15 protein-coding genes are annotated in these 15176 nt (G+C 68.1%); 4 read left to right on the plus strand and 11 right to left on the minus strand.

Features of this window, described 5'->3' with window-relative positions; translation table 11 throughout:
* Positions 1 to 2: 2 nt before the first annotated feature.
* The 10 genes from ABEG18_RS16855 to ABEG18_RS16900 form a co-directional block, all read right to left on the minus strand.
* On the minus strand, positions 3 to 1151 hold the full coding sequence (locus tag ABEG18_RS16855; protein WP_406854206.1) for a glycosyltransferase family 4 protein: 1149 nt from the start codon (positions 1149 to 1151) through the stop codon (positions 3 to 5).
* Positions 1152 to 1305: 154 nt separating this feature from the next.
* Complete coding sequence (locus tag ABEG18_RS16860; RefSeq protein WP_406854207.1) at positions 1306 to 2010, minus strand: ABC transporter ATP-binding protein; 705 nt, start codon at positions 2008 to 2010, stop codon at positions 1306 to 1308.
* 3 nt (positions 2011 to 2013) lie between these two features.
* Positions 2014 to 2775, minus strand: a complete 762-nt coding sequence (locus ABEG18_RS16865; protein ID WP_406854208.1) for an ABC transporter ATP-binding protein — start codon at positions 2773 to 2775, stop codon at positions 2014 to 2016.
* A 1-nt stretch (position 2776) separates the two neighbouring features.
* Entirely contained in the window at positions 2777 to 3775 is a 999-nt protein-coding gene (locus tag ABEG18_RS16870) for a branched-chain amino acid ABC transporter permease (RefSeq protein ID WP_406854209.1), read from the minus strand.
* Positions 3776 to 3779: 4 nt separating this feature from the next.
* Positions 3780 to 4664 (minus strand): branched-chain amino acid ABC transporter permease, encoded by an 885-nt coding sequence (locus tag ABEG18_RS16875; protein ID WP_406854210.1) that lies wholly within the window; start codon positions 4662 to 4664, stop codon positions 3780 to 3782.
* Positions 4665 to 4721: 57 nt separating this feature from the next.
* Positions 4722 to 5960: an ABC transporter substrate-binding protein gene (locus ABEG18_RS16880; RefSeq protein WP_406854211.1), complete on the minus strand. Its 1239-nt coding sequence runs from the start codon at positions 5958 to 5960 to the stop codon at positions 4722 to 4724.
* Positions 5961 to 6017: 57 nt separating this feature from the next.
* On the minus strand, positions 6018 to 8408 hold the full coding sequence (locus ABEG18_RS16885) for a xanthine dehydrogenase family protein molybdopterin-binding subunit (protein ID WP_406854212.1): 2391 nt from the start codon (positions 8406 to 8408) through the stop codon (positions 6018 to 6020).
* The gene (locus ABEG18_RS16890) at positions 8405 to 8878 is read right to left on the minus strand and encodes a (2Fe-2S)-binding protein (RefSeq protein ID WP_406858630.1); all 474 of its coding nucleotides are present in this window, start codon (positions 8876 to 8878) and stop codon (positions 8405 to 8407) included. Before ABEG18_RS16890 ends, ABEG18_RS16885 begins: the two co-directional genes overlap by 4 nt.
* A gap of 11 nt (positions 8879 to 8889) precedes the next feature.
* Positions 8890 to 9777, minus strand: coding sequence for an FAD binding domain-containing protein (locus ABEG18_RS16895; RefSeq protein WP_406854213.1), 888 nt, complete (start codon positions 9775 to 9777; stop codon positions 8890 to 8892).
* 90 nt (positions 9778 to 9867) lie between these two features.
* The gene (locus tag ABEG18_RS16900; RefSeq protein WP_406854214.1) at positions 9868 to 10308 is read right to left on the minus strand and encodes a GlcG/HbpS family heme-binding protein; all 441 of its coding nucleotides are present in this window, start codon (positions 10306 to 10308) and stop codon (positions 9868 to 9870) included.
* A 109-nt stretch (positions 10309 to 10417) separates the two neighbouring features.
* Between ABEG18_RS16900 and ABEG18_RS16905 the strand changes: the two genes are divergently transcribed.
* Positions 10418 to 11296: an NAD(P)-dependent oxidoreductase gene (locus ABEG18_RS16905; protein WP_406854215.1), complete on the plus strand. Its 879-nt coding sequence runs from the start codon at positions 10418 to 10420 to the stop codon at positions 11294 to 11296.
* Positions 11297 to 11299: 3 nt separating this feature from the next.
* Here the strand turns inward: ABEG18_RS16905 and ABEG18_RS16910 are convergent, their stop codons facing one another.
* Positions 11300 to 12208 (minus strand): LysR family transcriptional regulator, encoded by a 909-nt coding sequence (locus ABEG18_RS16910; protein ID WP_406854216.1) that lies wholly within the window; start codon positions 12206 to 12208, stop codon positions 11300 to 11302.
* A 107-nt stretch (positions 12209 to 12315) separates the two neighbouring features.
* Here ABEG18_RS16910 and ABEG18_RS16915 point away from each other — a divergent pair, with 107 nt between their 5' ends.
* From ABEG18_RS16915 to ABEG18_RS16925, 3 genes are read left to right on the plus strand one after another with little or no spacing between them, the layout of a single operon-like run.
* Positions 12316 to 13422: an LLM class flavin-dependent oxidoreductase gene (locus tag ABEG18_RS16915; RefSeq protein WP_406854217.1), complete on the plus strand. Its 1107-nt coding sequence runs from the start codon at positions 12316 to 12318 to the stop codon at positions 13420 to 13422.
* Positions 13419 to 14222: a 3-oxoadipate enol-lactonase gene (pcaD, locus tag ABEG18_RS16920; RefSeq protein WP_406854218.1), complete on the plus strand. Its 804-nt coding sequence runs from the start codon at positions 13419 to 13421 to the stop codon at positions 14220 to 14222. Before ABEG18_RS16915 ends, pcaD begins: the two co-directional genes overlap by 4 nt.
* 26 nt (positions 14223 to 14248) lie before the next feature.
* Positions 14249 to 15142 carry a polysaccharide deacetylase family protein gene (locus ABEG18_RS16925; protein WP_406854219.1) on the plus strand — a complete coding sequence of 298 codons (894 nt, stop codon included), beginning with the start codon at positions 14249 to 14251 and terminating at the stop codon, positions 15140 to 15142.
* The last annotated feature ends 34 nt before the right edge of the window (positions 15143 to 15176 follow it).

A 15176-nucleotide genomic window follows, 5' to 3' on the forward strand; every position in this document is an offset into this window, starting at 1 on the left:
CCTCAGTTCGCCCGCAGGATGGACTGCGGCATTGCGAGGGCCGGACGCGGCGCATTGACGGTCGCCGGCCGCAAGGTCGGCCTGCCGTCGCGCCCGAACAGGGGCACGGGCGCACGGGCCTCGCCGGTGTCGGAACGCAGCGCCGCATAAGTCTCCACATAGGCGCGCGCCATGTGGGTGGCCGTGAACCGCTCCTCGAATCGGGCCCGCACGGCGGCCCGGCTCATGGAGCGAGCGCGCTCGACCGCCTTCACGGCCTCGTCCACGGACGACACGATGCAGCCCGTGACCCCGTCGTCGACGACCTCGGGCACGGAGCCCAGCGGCCAGGCGATCACCGGCGTCCCGGACGACATGGCCTCGATCATCACGAGACCGAAAGGCTCGCACCAGTCGATCGGGAAGAGCAGCGCCATGGCGTCGCCCAGGAACGCGCATTTCTCCCGATCGTTGATCTCTCCGATGAACTCGACCAGCGGGTGGTCCAGCAGGGGAGCGACGACCTTGTCGAAATAGTCCTGGTCGGCCTTGTCCACCTTGGCTGCGATCTTGAGCGGGACCCCGGCCTTGATGGCGATCTCGATGGCGCGGTCCGGCCGCTTCTCCGGCGAGATCCGGCCCAGAAAGGCGAGGTAGTCGCCGCCCTTGGCGTTGTACGGGCAGTGGGTCGCCGGCAGTCCGTGATAGATCGTCCGCCGCCAGTTGCATCCGGCCGGCATCGGAAGCCGCTGATTGTCGGAGATCGAGACCAGGGGCATGTCCGGGAAAGCCCGGTAGATCGGGTGGAAATCCGGCAGGTCGAGACGCCCATGCATCGTCGTCAGCGTCTTGTGGGCGATGTCCTGGCAGAGCGGAAACTGGATAAGGTCCACATGGAAGTGGATCACGTCGAACTCGGCGGCCCGCTTGCGCACATGGTCCACCATCACGAGGTGGCTGGCCAGATGATCGCGGATGCCAGCCAGGCGAAGTCCTTCGGGGGCCATGGCGCACAACTTCGCCGACGTAAGCGAATCGCCACTGGCGAAGAGGGTGACGTCATGGCCGTCAGCCACCAGGGCTTCCGTCAGCCAGGAAACCACCCGTTCCGTTCCCCCGTAGAGCTTCGGCGGAACAGCCTCCGCCAACGGGGCGACCTGTGCGATCTTCATGCGTCGAGCCTCACTCGTTCAGGCCCCTTCGCGCGACGGTTCACGCCAGAGGCCTAAGCTCAACCCGGACCCATAAGGTCGGTTCCGCATAAAAGTTTTGCAAGATTGAAGGCTATCGGGAACCAATCCGCGGCCCTGTTCGAACGCCCGCGCATCAAACGGCGCAGTAACGCTCCTGGATCTCGGCGTCCGCCAGCAATTCGCTCGCCGACGCGTGATGGGCGATGGCGCCCTGGTCCACCACATAGGCGCGATCGGCGATGCCGAGCGCCAGTTCGACGTTCTGCTCGACGAGCAGAATGGTCGTCCCCTGGGCCTTCATGGACCGGAAGAGCTCGAACATTTCGTCGACCAGAACAGGCATGATGCCTTCGGACGGCTCGTCCAGCATGACGAGCTTGGGATCGGAGATCATCGCGCGGGCGATGGCGAGCATCTGCTGCTCGCCGCCGGACATCGTGATGGCGGTCTGGTCCAGCCGTTCGGCCAGTCGGGGGAAGATCTCCGCGGTCCGGGCGATCAGCTCGTCCTCGCGCCTCTTGTTGGCCGAGGCGATCAGTCCAAGCCTCAGATTCTCGCGCACCGTCAGCCCGGGCACGATCCGACGCTCCTCGGGCACATAGGCGAGGCCCTTGCCGAAGCGCACATGCGCCGGCCGGCCCAGCATCTCCTCGCCCAGGAACGAGACGCTGCCCTTCGTCTTGTCGAGCAGGCCCATGATCGACTTCAACGTCGTGGTCTTGCCTGCCCCGTTGCGGCCGATGAGGCAGACGATCTCGCCCTGCTTGACCTCAAGGTCGATGCTCTGGAGGACATGGCTGGAGCCGTACCAGGCCTGCAGGTTGCTCACCTTCAACATCGCCTAGTGCTCCCGCTGGCCGAGATAGACGCGCTTGACGGTCTCGTTGCGCCGGATGTCGTCAGGCGACCCCTCCGCCAGGAGTTCTCCGTGATGCAGCACCAGCAGGCGGTCGCTGATGCCCATGACGAGCTTCATCTTGTGCTCCACCAGGATGACGGTCCGCTCCTGCCCGAGCCGCACGATGAGGTCCATCATGGTGCGGGTCTCTTCCGGGCTCATGCCGGCGGTCGGCTCGTCGAGCAGGAGGAGGCGCGGCTCGCTGGCGAGCGCCATGCCGATCTCCAGGGCCCGCTGTTCGCCATGCGCGAGGCTTCCCGCGGGGCGGGTCCGGCGGTCGGCGAGGCCCACGCGCTCGAGCAAGTGGTCGGCCTTGTCGGCGAGCTCGGTCATGGCGGCCCTGGGCCGCCAGATGTCGAAGCGGGACGTCAGCGCCTGCGCGGCCACCCGGACGTTCTCATGCGTCGAGAGCTGCGGGAACACATTGGTGATCTGGAACGACTTGGCCACGCCCATATGGGCGAACTGGTGCTGGGCGAGGCCGGTGACGTCCTTGCCCTCGAACTCCACCCGGCCGCTGGACGGCGCGAACGCGCCCGAGAGCAGGTTGAAATAGGTGCTCTTGCCGGCGCCGTTCGGGCCGATGATCGACGTGATGGCGCCCCGCCGGAACTCGGCCGAGATGTCCTTCAGGGCCGTGAAGCCGCCGAAGCGCTTGCCGACCTTGAACGTGCGCAGGATGGCTTCGGAAGACGCCGCGCTCATCTCAACGCTCCATCCAGTGCAGGATCGTGCCCCAGATCCCGCGCGGGAAGAACAGCACGCAGACCACGAAGGCCGCTCCGACGAGAAGCTGCCAGTGCACCGTCCAGATCGATACCAGGTTCTCCAGGAGCAGGAACACCGCCGCGCCGACGAACGGCCCGAAAAAGGTCCCCATTCCCCCGAGCAGGCACATCATCACGGCGAGGCCCGACGTCTCGTAATGCAGCGTCTCGATCGGGACGATCGACAGATGCAGCGCCAGCAGCGCTCCCGCCAAGCCGCAGAATCCGCCCGAGAGGACGAAGGTCAAAAGCCGCGCCTTCACGACGTCGTAGCCCGAGGCCCTGGCGCGCGCCTCGTTCTCCCGCACCGCTTCAATGACGGCCCCGAAGGGGGACGCGAGGATGCGCGACAGCACGAACATGGCCGCGATCACGAAGGCGGCGATGACGTAGTAGCGCGTCAGCGGGTTGAGGAAGTCGAGGGTGAGGCCGAACAGGTTGATCGTCCGCACGTCGATGCCGCGAAGGCCGTTCTCGCCGCCGGTCCAGCCGACGGCCTGGTAGAAGAGGTAGTACACGCATTGCGACAGAGCGAGCGTGACCATCGCGAAGTAGATGCCGCGCGTGCGGATCGCCAGGGCGCCGATGACGCAGGCCATGATCACGCCCGCGATCGTCCCCACCGCCACGGCCACGAACCAGGGCGCCCCGAAATGCACGATGGCGATGCCGCACAGATAGGCCCCGGTTCCAAACAGCGCCGAGTGTCCGAAGGACAGGAGGCCCAGATAGCCGAACAGCAGGTTGAACCCCAGCGCGTAGAGCCCGTAGATCAGGATCATCACCGCAAGCGCCTTGAACGGCACCAGGAGCGGGAACACGAGCAGGAACAGCGCAGCCAGAAGCACCCTGTGGCGCCGCGCGAGCTCCAGGATGCGGATGCGCGCCAGCGGGGCGACGGCGACGGCCGGAGCGCGTGAGGTTTGGTCCAGGCTCATCGTTTCAGCTCATCAGTCCGGCGCGGCCGAAGAAGCCTTGCGGGCGGACCAGAAGCACGACCGCCATCAGCAGGAAGATCGAGACCTTCGCCATTTCGGGCGCGAACAGCGAGGTCAGGCTCACCACCACCCCCACGAGCAGCCCGGCCAGGACGGCGCCCATGAGCGAGCCCATGCCGCCCACCACGGTCACCACGAAAGCCTCCGCCAGGATGGGGCCTCCCATTTCGGGGATCACGCCCTGGAGAGGGGCCGCCAACAGTCCCGCCACGCCCGCGATGGCGGTGCCCAGCCCGAACACGACGAGCCAGACCTTGGAGACGTCGACGCCGAGGATGCGCACGATCTGCGGGTCGCGGGCGCCGGCGCGAATGATGAGCCCATAGCTGGTCTTCTCCAGGAAGACCCAGAGGCCGGCCAGGATCACGGCCGTCACCCCGATGACGAAGAGGCGGTAGAGCGGGAAATAGCCCACGCCGATGTCGACCGCGCCCTGCAGGGCTTCGGGCGTGTCCACCGGATATCCGGTGTTGCCGAAGGCGATGCGGACCAGTTCGACCATGATGTAGCTGAGCCCGAAGGTCAGCAGCAGCGGATAGTCGATGCCCCGCCCATAGAGCGGCCGGATCAGCACCCGTTCCACCGCCAGCCCGACCGCGCCGATCGCGAGCGGGACGCCGACGAGGCACAGCCAGAAATTGGCGCCGTGCATCAGCATCCACAGGCCCACATAGGCGCCCAGCATGTAGAACGCGCCATGGGCGAAGTTCACCACCGTGAGCATTCCGAAGATCAGCGACAGGCCGATCGCCAAAAGCACATAGACGGCTCCCAGCGCCACGCCGGTGAACAGTTGCAGACCGATGAGGTCGAGCGAGAGGCCCGCCATGATGTTCTCCGCTTGATGGCGCGCACGCGATCGCGTGCGCGCCATGTCAGGCCGTGGTCAGGAGTGTCCGAGCGCCTGGCAGGTGCGCAGATTGGCTTCGTTGGGCTCGTCGGTCGCGACGATGTTGAACACGTCGGGATCGTTCGCCGCCGCCGCCTTGGACTCGATGATGAGCACCGACTGGACCGACTGGTGGTCGCATTTGCGGTAGTATTGCGGGCCCTTGTAATAGTCGTATTTCAGGGCCTCCATGGCGGCGATCACCGCTTCCTGCTCGGTCGTGCCCGCGGCCTTTGCGGCCATCAGCAGCGTCTTCACGCCGCCATAGGCCAATGAGCCGTAGTCGGACGGCACGCGCCCGCCATGCAGCTTGCGGAAGCGGTCGTTGAAGGCCTTGGCGGACGGCAGCTTCGATTCCAGCCCGTAGTAATAGGACGTGCCGCCCGTGACGCCCTCGAACGCCTGGGCGCCGGCCGCGATGCGGCCCGTATAGAGCAGGATTGGGGTGATGATCTTGATCGACTTCTTCACGCCGAAGTCCGTCGCCTGTTTCAGGGCGATCTGCTGGTCGCGGCCGAAATTGCTGATCGCCAGGATGTCGGGCTTCAGGGCCTGGATCCGGGGCAGCAGGGCCGAGAAGTCCGTCGCGCCCAGCGGGTGGCGGATGTCGGCGAGGGTCTCGACCCCGAACGCCTTGCCGGCCTCCTGGAAGCCGCGGACCATCTCGTGCCCATAGGCGTAGTCGGCGGTCAGGAACACGACCTTCTTGCCGAATTTAGGGAAGGCGTAGCGGCCGACCGCGCCCGCCGTCATGTGCGGGTTCAGCGCCTCATGGAAGGTGTAGCGGCTGAAATCGGCGGCCTCGTTGATGGCGTCGGACTGGCTGATGGAGTTGTAGAGCACCTTGCGGGCCTTGGTGACGTTGTTCACCGCCAGCTGCACGGCCGCCGAGAGGCTGCCGACGATGAACTGCACCTTGTCGTTCTCGATCAGCTCGAGCGCGCGGGTCGCCGCCTCGCCGGGGTTCAGCCGGTCGTCGCGCACGAGCAACTCGGCCTTGCGGCCGTTCAGGCCGCCGCCCTCGTTGAACTCGGCGATGGCGACCTCGGCCGCGCGCACCTGGTCCTGCGCCTCAGCCCCGTAGGGCCCCGTCAGCGGCACCGGGAAGCCGACCTTGATCGGCCCTTCCTGCGCCCGCGCGATGTTGAACATGAACGGCGAGGCGGCCAGCGCCGCCCCGGCCCCCAGCACCTTGCGCCTGTTCCAGCCGTGCGGTCCCTTCGTGTCCTCGGTCATGCTTCCCTCCTGGCGTCGTCCCGTTCGTCGGGCGCGTTCGTTGAGCACTGTCTCTCGTCAGCTGATCGTCTTCAGCGCACGCAGGATCGCCTCCGGCGTGAGCGGAATTTCGGTCAGCGTCGCCCCGAAGGGCGACAAGGCGTCGTTGACGGCGTTTGCGACCGCGGCGGCCGCCCCAGCGGTGCCGGCCTCGCCCGCGCCTTTGGCGCCGATCTCGGATTCGGCCGTCGGCGAAACGATGTGGCCGACGTCGATGTCCGGCATCCCGGCCGCCATGGGAACGAGGTAGTCGGCCATGTTGCCGTTCAGGAGCTGCCCGCGATCATCATAGCGGCAGTGCTCCATCAGGGCGGGGCCCAGGCCCTGGACGACCCCGCCGCGCACCTGTTCGTCGACCAGCTGCGGGTTGAGGATGGTGCCGCAGTCCTCCACGACCCAGTGGCGCAGCAGCGTGACGAACCCCGTCTCGACGTCCACCTCGAGCCATGACGCCTGGACGCCATTGGTGAAGGCGAACGGGTATTTCCGCGGAACGTAGTGGCGCGTCGCCATCAGCTCCGCCTGGAAGTCGCCGGGCAGGGTGTCGGGGCGGAAATAGGCGATGCGGGCGACCTCGTCGAGGCTGATGCGCTCGCGGCCCGTGTCGCGATCCACCACCAGTCCGGACGCCACGTCCAGGCTGTCGGGATCGGCCTGCAGCACGGCCCCGGCCACCTTGAGCACGTTCTGCCGCAGCGTCTTGCCGGCCTGCCAGGCGGCTTCGCCGCCGATGCCCGCGGCGCGGGACGCCCATGTGCCGCCCCCATAGGGGGTGTTGTCGGTGTCGCCCAGGATCACCCGGACCTTGTCCATAGAGACGCCCATGGCGGTCGCGACGATCTGGGCCGTGATGGCCTCGGAGCCCTGGCCCTGCTCGGTGATGCTGGTCTGGCAGATCACCGCGCCGGTGGCGTCCAGCTTCACAGTCACGCCGTCCTGCGACGAGATCCGCGCGCCGCCCACCCCGTAGAAGGCCGCGCTCGGATTGGTAACCTCGATGAAGCTCGCAAGGCCGATCCCCCGATAAATCCCGCGGGTGCGTAGCCGGGCCTGCTCAGCCCTGAGCCCGTCGTAGTCCATCATGGCCAGCAGCTTGTCGAGCGCGGCGTGATGGGACAGCGCCTCAAACTTCAGGCCGGAGGGCGAGTCGGTCGGGTAGGCGTCGTCGCGAATGAGGTTGCGGCGCCGGATCTCGACCGGGTCCATCCCGATCGCCCGGGCCGCGAGGTCGACGAGCCCTTCGGTCACCGAGCAGGCGATGGGATGCCCCACGGCGCGGTACTGGCACATGACGTTCTTGTTCTGGAACGCCACCCGTGCGCGGGCCCGGTAGTTGCGGGTCCGGTAGGGTCCGCCCACGAGGTTGACGACCTGGTTGGCCTCGATCGCGCTCGTGCGCGGATACATCGAGTAGGGGCCGATGCCGGTGAGGTCGTCGATCTCGAAAGCCGTGATCTCGCCGTCGCTCTTGACCGCGATCCGCCCCTTGCAGCGGTGGTCCCGGGCATGGATGTCGGTGACGAAGCTCTCGATCCGGTCCGCCACGAATTTCACGGGCCGACGCAGCAGCTTGGAAAGGGCGGCCGTCGCCATGTCGTCGGCGTAGACATGGACCTTGATGCCGAAGGACCCGCCCACGTCCTTGCAGATCACCCGCACCTGGGGTTCGGAAAGGCCCAGATGCAGCGCGAAGATATTCTGCATCATGTGCGGGGCCTGGGTGCCCTGGTAGACGGTCAGGCGCTGTTCGCCGGGGTTCCAGTCCGCCACGATCGAGCGCGGCTCGAGCGTGACCCCGGTGTGCCGCCCGAAGACGAACTCGGCTTCCGCCACCGCGTCCGCCTGGGCGAAGGCGTCGTCCACCGCCCCGGCGTCGAGGCGGCGCTCGAAGGCCAGGTTGTCGCCAAGATCCGGATGGATCACCGGCGATCCCGCCACGAGCGCGGCGGCCATGTCGGTGACGGGCTCGAGCTCCTCGTAGTCGACCTCGACCCGTTCGGCGGCGTCCTCGGCTTCCGCGCGACTGCGCGCCACCACGGCAGCGACCGCCTCGCCCACCCAGCAGGCGCGGTCCACCGCGATGGCGTGCTGGGGCGCCGATTTCAGGCCCTTGAGATGCGACAGCACGCCCACCCAGGGGGTGCAGACCTTGGCCAGTTCGGCCCCGGTCACCACGGCCACGACGCCGGGCATCGCCCGCGCGACGTCCGCCCGGACGCCGAGAATGCGGGCGTGCGCGTGGGGAGACCGCACGAAGGCGACATGCGCCATTCGCGGCAGGACGAGGTCGCTGACATATTGCCCGCGCCCCTGCAGCAGCCTGCCGAGATTGGGGCGCGGCACCGAGCGGCCGATATAGGAGTTGGGCCGGTCGAGCGCCGTGAGGCCTGGTTCGACGACGTCGCTCATCGGGCGCCCTCCGACCGTTGGCGGGCCGTCGCGTCCACCGCGTCGACGATGGCGTGATAGCCGGTGCAGCGGCAATAATTCCCGGACATGTGGTCGCGGATGGCGTCCCTGTCGGGACGGGGGTTGGCCGCCAGCAGCTCCTGGGCGGTCAGCAGCATGCCGGGCGTGCAATAGCCGCACTGCAACGCGTTGCGCGCCTCGAAGGCCGCCTGCAGGTCGGCGATCTCGCCGGTGTCCGACACGCCCTCGATGGTCTCGACCACGCCCCCCGACGCCTGTACGGCCAGCACGAGGCAGCCACGGACGATGTCTCCGTCCAGCCGCACGGTGCAGGCCCCGCAAACGCCGTGCTCGCATCCGATATGGGTGCCGGTGAGGCCCAGCTGCTCCCTGAGGAAATCCGCCAGATGCTGGCGCGGCGGCGCCTGAGCCGTCACCGCCTCGCCATTGACCGTGAGGGCGACTTCCATCGTCGAGCCGGTCACGCCGCCCTCCCCTGCCGCGAGCCGAGGCCCGGGACCATGCCGGCCAGAACCCGGTGGAGCAGAACTCCCGCAAGGTGCAGGCGCATCGCCCCGGTGGCCTGGAGGTCGTCGGGCGGATCGAGGTCCTGGGACAGGGCGGCGCGCGCCCTTGCGACGGCCTCAAGGCTCGGCTCTCCCTGTTCCAGCACGGCGGCGGCGGACTTCGCCAGGATGGGCCTGTCGCCCACGGAGAAATAGGCCAGCCTGACCTGGGTCATCTCGCCTGCGTCCGACAGAACGGCCGAGCACGCGAGGCCCGCAAGCGCATAGTCGCCGTTGCGGCGCGCCAGTTCCATGAAACCGGCGGTCCGCCCGGCCGGCGCCGCCGGGATCTCGACCGCGGTGAGGATCTCGCCGGGCTGGAGCGCGGTCTCATAGATGCCCGTGAAAAAAGCCTCCGCCGAAATTCTGCGCTCGCCGCCCGCTCCCTCGACCACGATCGTCGCATCGAGCGCCAGCATGCAGGCCGGCAGCTCGGAGGCCGGGTCCGCATGGGCGAGATTGCCCCCGATCGTGCCGCGGTTGCGGATCGCGGCGTGCGCCACATGGCGGACCGCCTCGCACAGGAGCGGGTGCCTCGCGGCGATCAGGTCGGAGGAAAGCAGGTCGGCGTGGCGCGTGAGCGCGCCGATGCGCAGCGTCCCGTCATGGTCCTGCACGCCGCGGAGATCGCCGATATGCGAAATGTCGATGAGGATCTCCGGCGCCAGCAGGCGCAGATTGAGGGCGGGGACGAGGCTCTGCCCGCCGGCCAGCAAGCGCGCCCCATCGCCGTGCCGCGCCAGCAGCTCCAGCGCATGCGGCAGCGATTCGGCCCGGGCGTAGTCGAACGCCGCAGCTTTCATCGTGGGCTTCCCATCCCTGCACGTCTCCGGGCGGGAGTAGAGCGTTCCCCCCGGAGGTCGTCAAGCTTGTTTATCGCTCGATTATTAGTCTCAGCTGGCGACGCCGGGATCGGCCTTCAGCCCCGCCGCCTCGATGCCCGCCACCGCGCAGATCTCGTCATTGTCAGAAATGTCGCCCGAGATCCCGACCGCGCCGATGATCGTACCTTCCTGGTCGCGGATCAAGACGCCGCCCGGGACGGGCACCATTCGGCCCTGGCTGGCCGCGGCGAGCGCGGTGAAGAAGGCCGGCGCCTTCGCGGCCCTGCCGAACAGCTCGCGCGAGCCGAAGCCCATCCCCAGCGCGCCCCAGGCCTTGCCGGTGGCGATGTCGACTCGCAGGATGCCGGACCGGTCCTCGCGCTTGACCACGATGGGGTGCCCGCCCGCGTCGAGCACGACGACCGTCAGCGGTTCGAAATTGCGGTCGCGGCCGGTCTTGAGCGCCACGGTTACGATCTCGTCGGCCTGGGCCAGGGTCAATGGGTTCATGTCGTTCCTCCGCGCCGCGCGCCGTTGCGCCGCCGTTCGACCTCGTTTATCGCTTGATCATTAGACAGCGCGGCCGCGAACGCAATGGCCGTCAGCGGGAGAGGCGTCCATGGACAAGACGGTCGGGATCATCGGTCTGGGCATCATGGGCGGCGCGATCGCCCGCAATCTCGTCGACCGCGGCTGGACCGTGGTGGGGACCGACGTCGACCAGAGCCGCTGCACGGAGCTGTCCGCGGCCGGGGTGCGGATCGCGGCCGGGGCGGCTGACGTCGCCCGCGCCGCGCCCACGATCCTCACCAGCCTGCCCAGTCCAAAGGCCGTGGCCGCCGTCGCCAAGGAGATCGCCGAAGCCGGCGTGGAGCGCAGGATCGTGGCGGAGGTGAGCACGCTTGCGCTGGACGACAAGCTGGCTTTCCAGCAGACGCTGGCGGCGGCCGGACACGTCCCGCTCGACTGCCCGCTCAGCGGCACCGGGGCGCAGGCCAAGAACCGGGATCTCGTCGTCTACGCCAGCGGCGACGCCGCAGCGATCCAGTCGCTGTCCCAGCTTTTCGGCGATTTCGGCCGCAAGACCGTCAATCTGGGCGCCTTCGGCAATGGCAGCCGGATGAAGTTCATCGCCAACCTGCTGGTGGCGGTGAACAACGTGGCCTCCGCCGAGGCGATGGTGCTGGCCATGAAGGCGGGTCTCAACCCGGACGACGTGGTCGACGTGATCGGCGCGGGCGCCGGCACGTCCCGCGTGTTCGAGCTTCGCGCTCCCATGATGGCGCAGGACGTCTATGAGCCCGCCACCATGCGGGTCTCGACCTGGCAGAAAGACATGGCGGTGATCGAGGCCTTCGCGCGCGAGCTTGGCTGCGAGACGCCCTGCTTCTCGGCCACCCGGCCCATCTATGACGAGGCCATGCGCCAGGGGCTGGGCGACCAGGATACGGCGGCCGTTTGCCGGGTCCTGGAGGACAAGGCGGGCTTCACCCGCTGACGCCTAGCGCGGCAGGATGCCGGCGATTCGCGCGGACTCCGCCGTCAGCAGGTCCGCGAAAAGCCGCGCGGCGGGCGCCAGCGCCTTGCGGGCGGGCTCGATCAGGACGAACTCGGCCGAGAGCTTGGGCTCGTCCAACGGTCGGATGTCGTAGCGGGCGCCGTCGAGGTCGCCGGCCATGATGACGCCGGGCAGGATGGCGACCCACTCGCTCGCGGCGACGAATTCGAGCGTTCCCATCATGGCGTCGAGTTCGAGCCGCGACCGGACCTCGACGCCATTGGTGGCCAGATAGGTCTCGATGTTGCGGCGCCTTGTGTTCTGGGGACCCGGCAGGACGATGTCGATCGGGCCGAGCGCGCTGAGGCGCACCGGGCTGAGATGCCGCCCCGCCCGCCCCCGGGCCGCCACCAGCATCTCCCGGTCGCTCAGGATGCGCGTGGTGGTCAACCCCACGTCGCCCTCGAAGGCGGGCACGATCGCGAAATCCAGTTCGCCCTGCCGGACTTTCTCGGTGAGCACCGCCGAATAGGCTTCCAGGATCCGGACCTCCGCGCCAGGCGCATGCGCCATGAAGGCCTTCAGGGTCGGCGACAGCACCGCGCGCGTGAAGGTCGGCATCAGCCCGACCCTGACCTCTCCGCCCGACCGCGCGATTTCGCTGGCGGCGTGGCCCGCCTCGTCGAGGCGGCGCAGGATGGCGACGCACTCGCCGTAATAGCGACGGCCCACCGCGGTCGGCGCGACCAGCCGCCCATCGCGCGAAAACAGCTGCGCTCCCAGCCCCTGCTCGAGTTGCCGGACATGCTGCGACATGCCCGACTGCGTCGCTCCCTCCCGCTCCGCCGCGGCCGTGAAGGAGCCTTCCTCGAACACGGCCACGAAGGACCGGATCTGCCTGAGGGACTGCATGAGCATCAAGATCCATAATGCCAGGAAGTAGGAATAATCATTTTTTGCGCTGGAGGTCGAGGCCTTAGGCTCCCTCCAAACACGACAGACAGGTCGAGGAGCGCCCGATGCAGCTTGGCTTCTTCACGATGCCGATCCACCCGCTCGACAAGGATTGGCGCCAGTGCCTGGCGGAGGACCGCGAAGCCTTCGTGCTGGCGGATGAACTCGGCTTCGTGGAGGCCTATGCCGGCGAGCACGTCACCGACAAGGCCGAGAACATCACCTCCTGCATCACCTTCCTGGCGTGGATCGCGTCCGCCACGAAGCGCATCAGGCTCGGCACCGGCACCGTCAACATGCCGAACGCGCACCCGGCGGCCACGGCGGCGCAGATCGCCATGCTCGATCACATGCTGGACGGACGCTTCAATTTCGGGATCAGCCCCGGCGGCCTGCTGTCCGACGCCGAGTTGTTCGGCAATCTCGACGCGAACCGGAACGAAATGTTCCTCGAGGCGATCAACGCCATCCTGGCGATCTGGGGCGGCGAGGCGCCCTACGACATCAAGGGCAAGTACTGGACGATCTCCACCGCCCGCACGATGATGCCGGAGATCGGGCAGGGCACGATGCCCAAGCCCCTGCAGCGCCCTCATCCGCCCATCGTCGTGACTGCGGTCGCGCCCTTCTCGAAGGGCGTCACCGAAGCGGCGGCCCGCGGCTGGGACCCGATCTCGGCCAACTTCCTGATGCCCGAATGGGTCAAGAGCCACTGGCCCAAATATGTCGAGGGCTGCGAGAAGGGCGGCCGCCCCGCCGATCCCGCGAACTGGCGGGTGGCCAAGAGCGTCTTCGTCGCCGACGACGCCGCCACCGCCAAGGCCTACGCGATGGACCCGGACGGCCCCTATGTGTCCTACTACCGGTCCCTCTTCACCAAGCTAAAGAAGAACGGCCGGATCGAGCTCTTCAAGACGCGGCGCGATCAGCCGGACGACGAGGTGACGCTGGAGTCGGTCTGCGATCGGCTGATCATCTATGGAACCCCGGACAAGGTCGCGGACGACCTGCTGGCCTTCCGGGAAACCGTGGGCGATTTCGGCACGCTTCTCTACGCCGGCAAGGACTGGAAAGACCGGGCCCTCGGGCGGCGCTCGATGGTCCTGCTCGCCGAGAAGGTGCAACCCTTGGTGAACGCCGCCTCGCCGCGCGCGACGCAGGCCGCCGAATGAGCGGCTGCGTCCTGGTCGATTGCGGCGGCTTCCGGCTCGCCGCCGAGGTGTCGGGCGCTCCCGAGGGCGCGCCATGGCTGGTGCTGTCGAACTCCCTCGGGGCCTCCCGCGCCATGTGGGCGCCCCAACTCGCCTGGCTCGGCCGGCGCTTCCGCGTGCTGGGCTACGATCAGCGTGGCCACGGCGAATCGGACGCTCCGGCGGGACCCTATGGGTTCGACTACCTGACGGGGGACGTCATCGCCCTCATGGACCATTTCGGCGTCGAGACGGCGAGCTTCATGGGGCTGTCGCTCGGCGGCATGACCGGGCTCGGGCTCGCCCTTCGCCACCCGTCCCGCTTCGACCGGATCGTCTGCTGCGACGCACGCGCGGACGCCCCGCCGGCTTACGTCCAGGGGTGGACCGACCGCATCGCCGCGGTGCGCGACGGGGGCATGGCCACCATCCTCGCCGGGACGATGGAACGCTGGTTCGTCCCGCAGACGCGGGACGCGCAGCCGGATCTGATGGCCGCCATGCATGCAATGTTTACGGCGACGTCGCCCGACGGCTATATCGGCTGCGCCGAGGCCCTGAAGCGCCTCGACTACCTCAAGGACCTTCCCGGCCTGAGCATTCCGACGCTGTATGTGGTGGGCGACAGCGACCTCGCCGCCCCGCCCGCGGCCATGCGGGCGATGGCGGAGGCGACGCCCGGATCACGCTATGCGGAGATCCCCGGAGCGGCGCATCTGGCCAACATCGACAACCCCGCCGCCTTCGCGTCCGCCGTAGGTCCTTTCCTCGGCCTCGCTTGACGTCTCCCCGACCCCGGACGATCCCCATGGCTCTCAGCGACCGCATCCCCTTCCAGGCCATCGTCGATCGGCCGAAGCTGACGCTCCCCGGCGGCGCGAGGCTGGCCGTGTGGGTGATCCTCAATGTCGAGGAATGGCGGATCGAGCGGCCCATGCCGCGCACGGTCCTGCCGCCCCCGATGGGTCAGCCGCTTCTGCCTGACGTGCCGAACTGGTCCTGGCACGAATACGGGATGCGGTCGGGTTTCTGGAGGCAATACGAGGCCCTGACGAGCCGCAACATTCCGACGACCCTCGCCACGAACGGGAGCGTCTGCCTCACCTACCCGCGCGTGGCCGGAGCCGCACGGGAGGCCGGCTGGGAGTTCATGGGCCATGGCTTCCTGCAGGGGCCGATGCACAAGCTTGAGGACCAGCGCGGCGCCATCCGGCGCGCCGTGGACGAGATCGCGGCGTTCTCCGGCAAGCCGCCGCGCTCGTGGGAAAGTCCCGGCCTGACCGAAACCGAGGAGACCCTGGACCTCCTGCGCGAGCACGGGATCGAATATGTGGCCGATTGGGTCATCGACGACCTGCCGCAGGAGGTCGCCACCCCGCACGGGACCATCACGACGATCCCCTACACGGTCGAGACCAACGACATCGTGGTCTTCGCCCTGCAGCACCAGACCTCCGACCAGTTCCTGCGCCGGGGCATGGACCAGTTCGACCGCCTCTACCAGGAGGGGGCCGACAACGCCCGCGTCATGGCCATTTCGATCCATCCCTACATCACCGGCGTCCCGCACCGGATCCGCTACCTGGAGGACCTGCTGGACTATGTCGCCCAGCACGAAGGCGTGGCCTTCATGACGGCGAGCGAGATCGGCGACTGGTACGCCGGGCAGATGGCGGCGCACGCCAAAAGCGAGCGCGCGTAGACGGACTCGCTCTAATTTTTCGTTTGATAAATTA

The organism is Alsobacter sp. KACC 23698 (assembly GCF_045348435.1).
In the GTDB taxonomy this organism is placed as follows: Bacteria; Pseudomonadota; Alphaproteobacteria; order Rhizobiales; family Beijerinckiaceae; genus Alsobacter.

Coding starts and splice junctions, on each gene's coding strand:
- ABEG18_RS16865 (WP_406854208.1), bottom strand. CDS start 2,775: ATGAGCGCGGCGTCTTCCGAAGCCATCCTGCGCACGTTCAAGGTCGGC.
- pcaD (WP_406854218.1), top strand. CDS start 13,419: ATGAGCGGCTGCGTCCTGGTCGATTGCGGCGGCTTCCGGCTCGCCGCC.
- ABEG18_RS16895 (WP_406854213.1), bottom strand. CDS start 9,777: ATGAAAGCTGCGGCGTTCGACTACGCCCGGGCCGAATCGCTGCCGCAT.
- ABEG18_RS16885 (WP_406854212.1), bottom strand. CDS start 8,408: ATGAGCGACGTCGTCGAACCAGGCCTCACGGCGCTCGACCGGCCCAAC.
- ABEG18_RS16890 (WP_406858630.1), bottom strand. CDS start 8,878: ATGGAAGTCGCCCTCACGGTCAATGGCGAGGCGGTGACGGCTCAGGCG.
- ABEG18_RS16915 (WP_406854217.1), top strand. CDS start 12,316: ATGCAGCTTGGCTTCTTCACGATGCCGATCCACCCGCTCGACAAGGAT.
- ABEG18_RS16875 (WP_406854210.1), bottom strand. CDS start 4,664: ATGGCGGGCCTCTCGCTCGACCTCATCGGTCTGCAACTGTTCACCGGC.
- ABEG18_RS16905 (WP_406854215.1), top strand. CDS start 10,418: ATGGACAAGACGGTCGGGATCATCGGTCTGGGCATCATGGGCGGCGCG.
- ABEG18_RS16860 (WP_406854207.1), bottom strand. CDS start 2,010: ATGTTGAAGGTGAGCAACCTGCAGGCCTGGTACGGCTCCAGCCATGTC.
- ABEG18_RS16855 (WP_406854206.1), bottom strand. CDS start 1,151: ATGAAGATCGCACAGGTCGCCCCGTTGGCGGAGGCTGTTCCGCCGAAG.
- ABEG18_RS16925 (WP_406854219.1), top strand. CDS start 14,249: ATGGCTCTCAGCGACCGCATCCCCTTCCAGGCCATCGTCGATCGGCCG.
- ABEG18_RS16870 (WP_406854209.1), bottom strand. CDS start 3,775: ATGAGCCTGGACCAAACCTCACGCGCTCCGGCCGTCGCCGTCGCCCCG.
- ABEG18_RS16900 (WP_406854214.1), bottom strand. CDS start 10,308: ATGAACCCATTGACCCTGGCCCAGGCCGACGAGATCGTAACCGTGGCG.
- ABEG18_RS16910 (WP_406854216.1), bottom strand. CDS start 12,208: ATGCAGTCCCTCAGGCAGATCCGGTCCTTCGTGGCCGTGTTCGAGGAA.
- ABEG18_RS16880 (WP_406854211.1), bottom strand. CDS start 5,960: ATGACCGAGGACACGAAGGGACCGCACGGCTGGAACAGGCGCAAGGTG.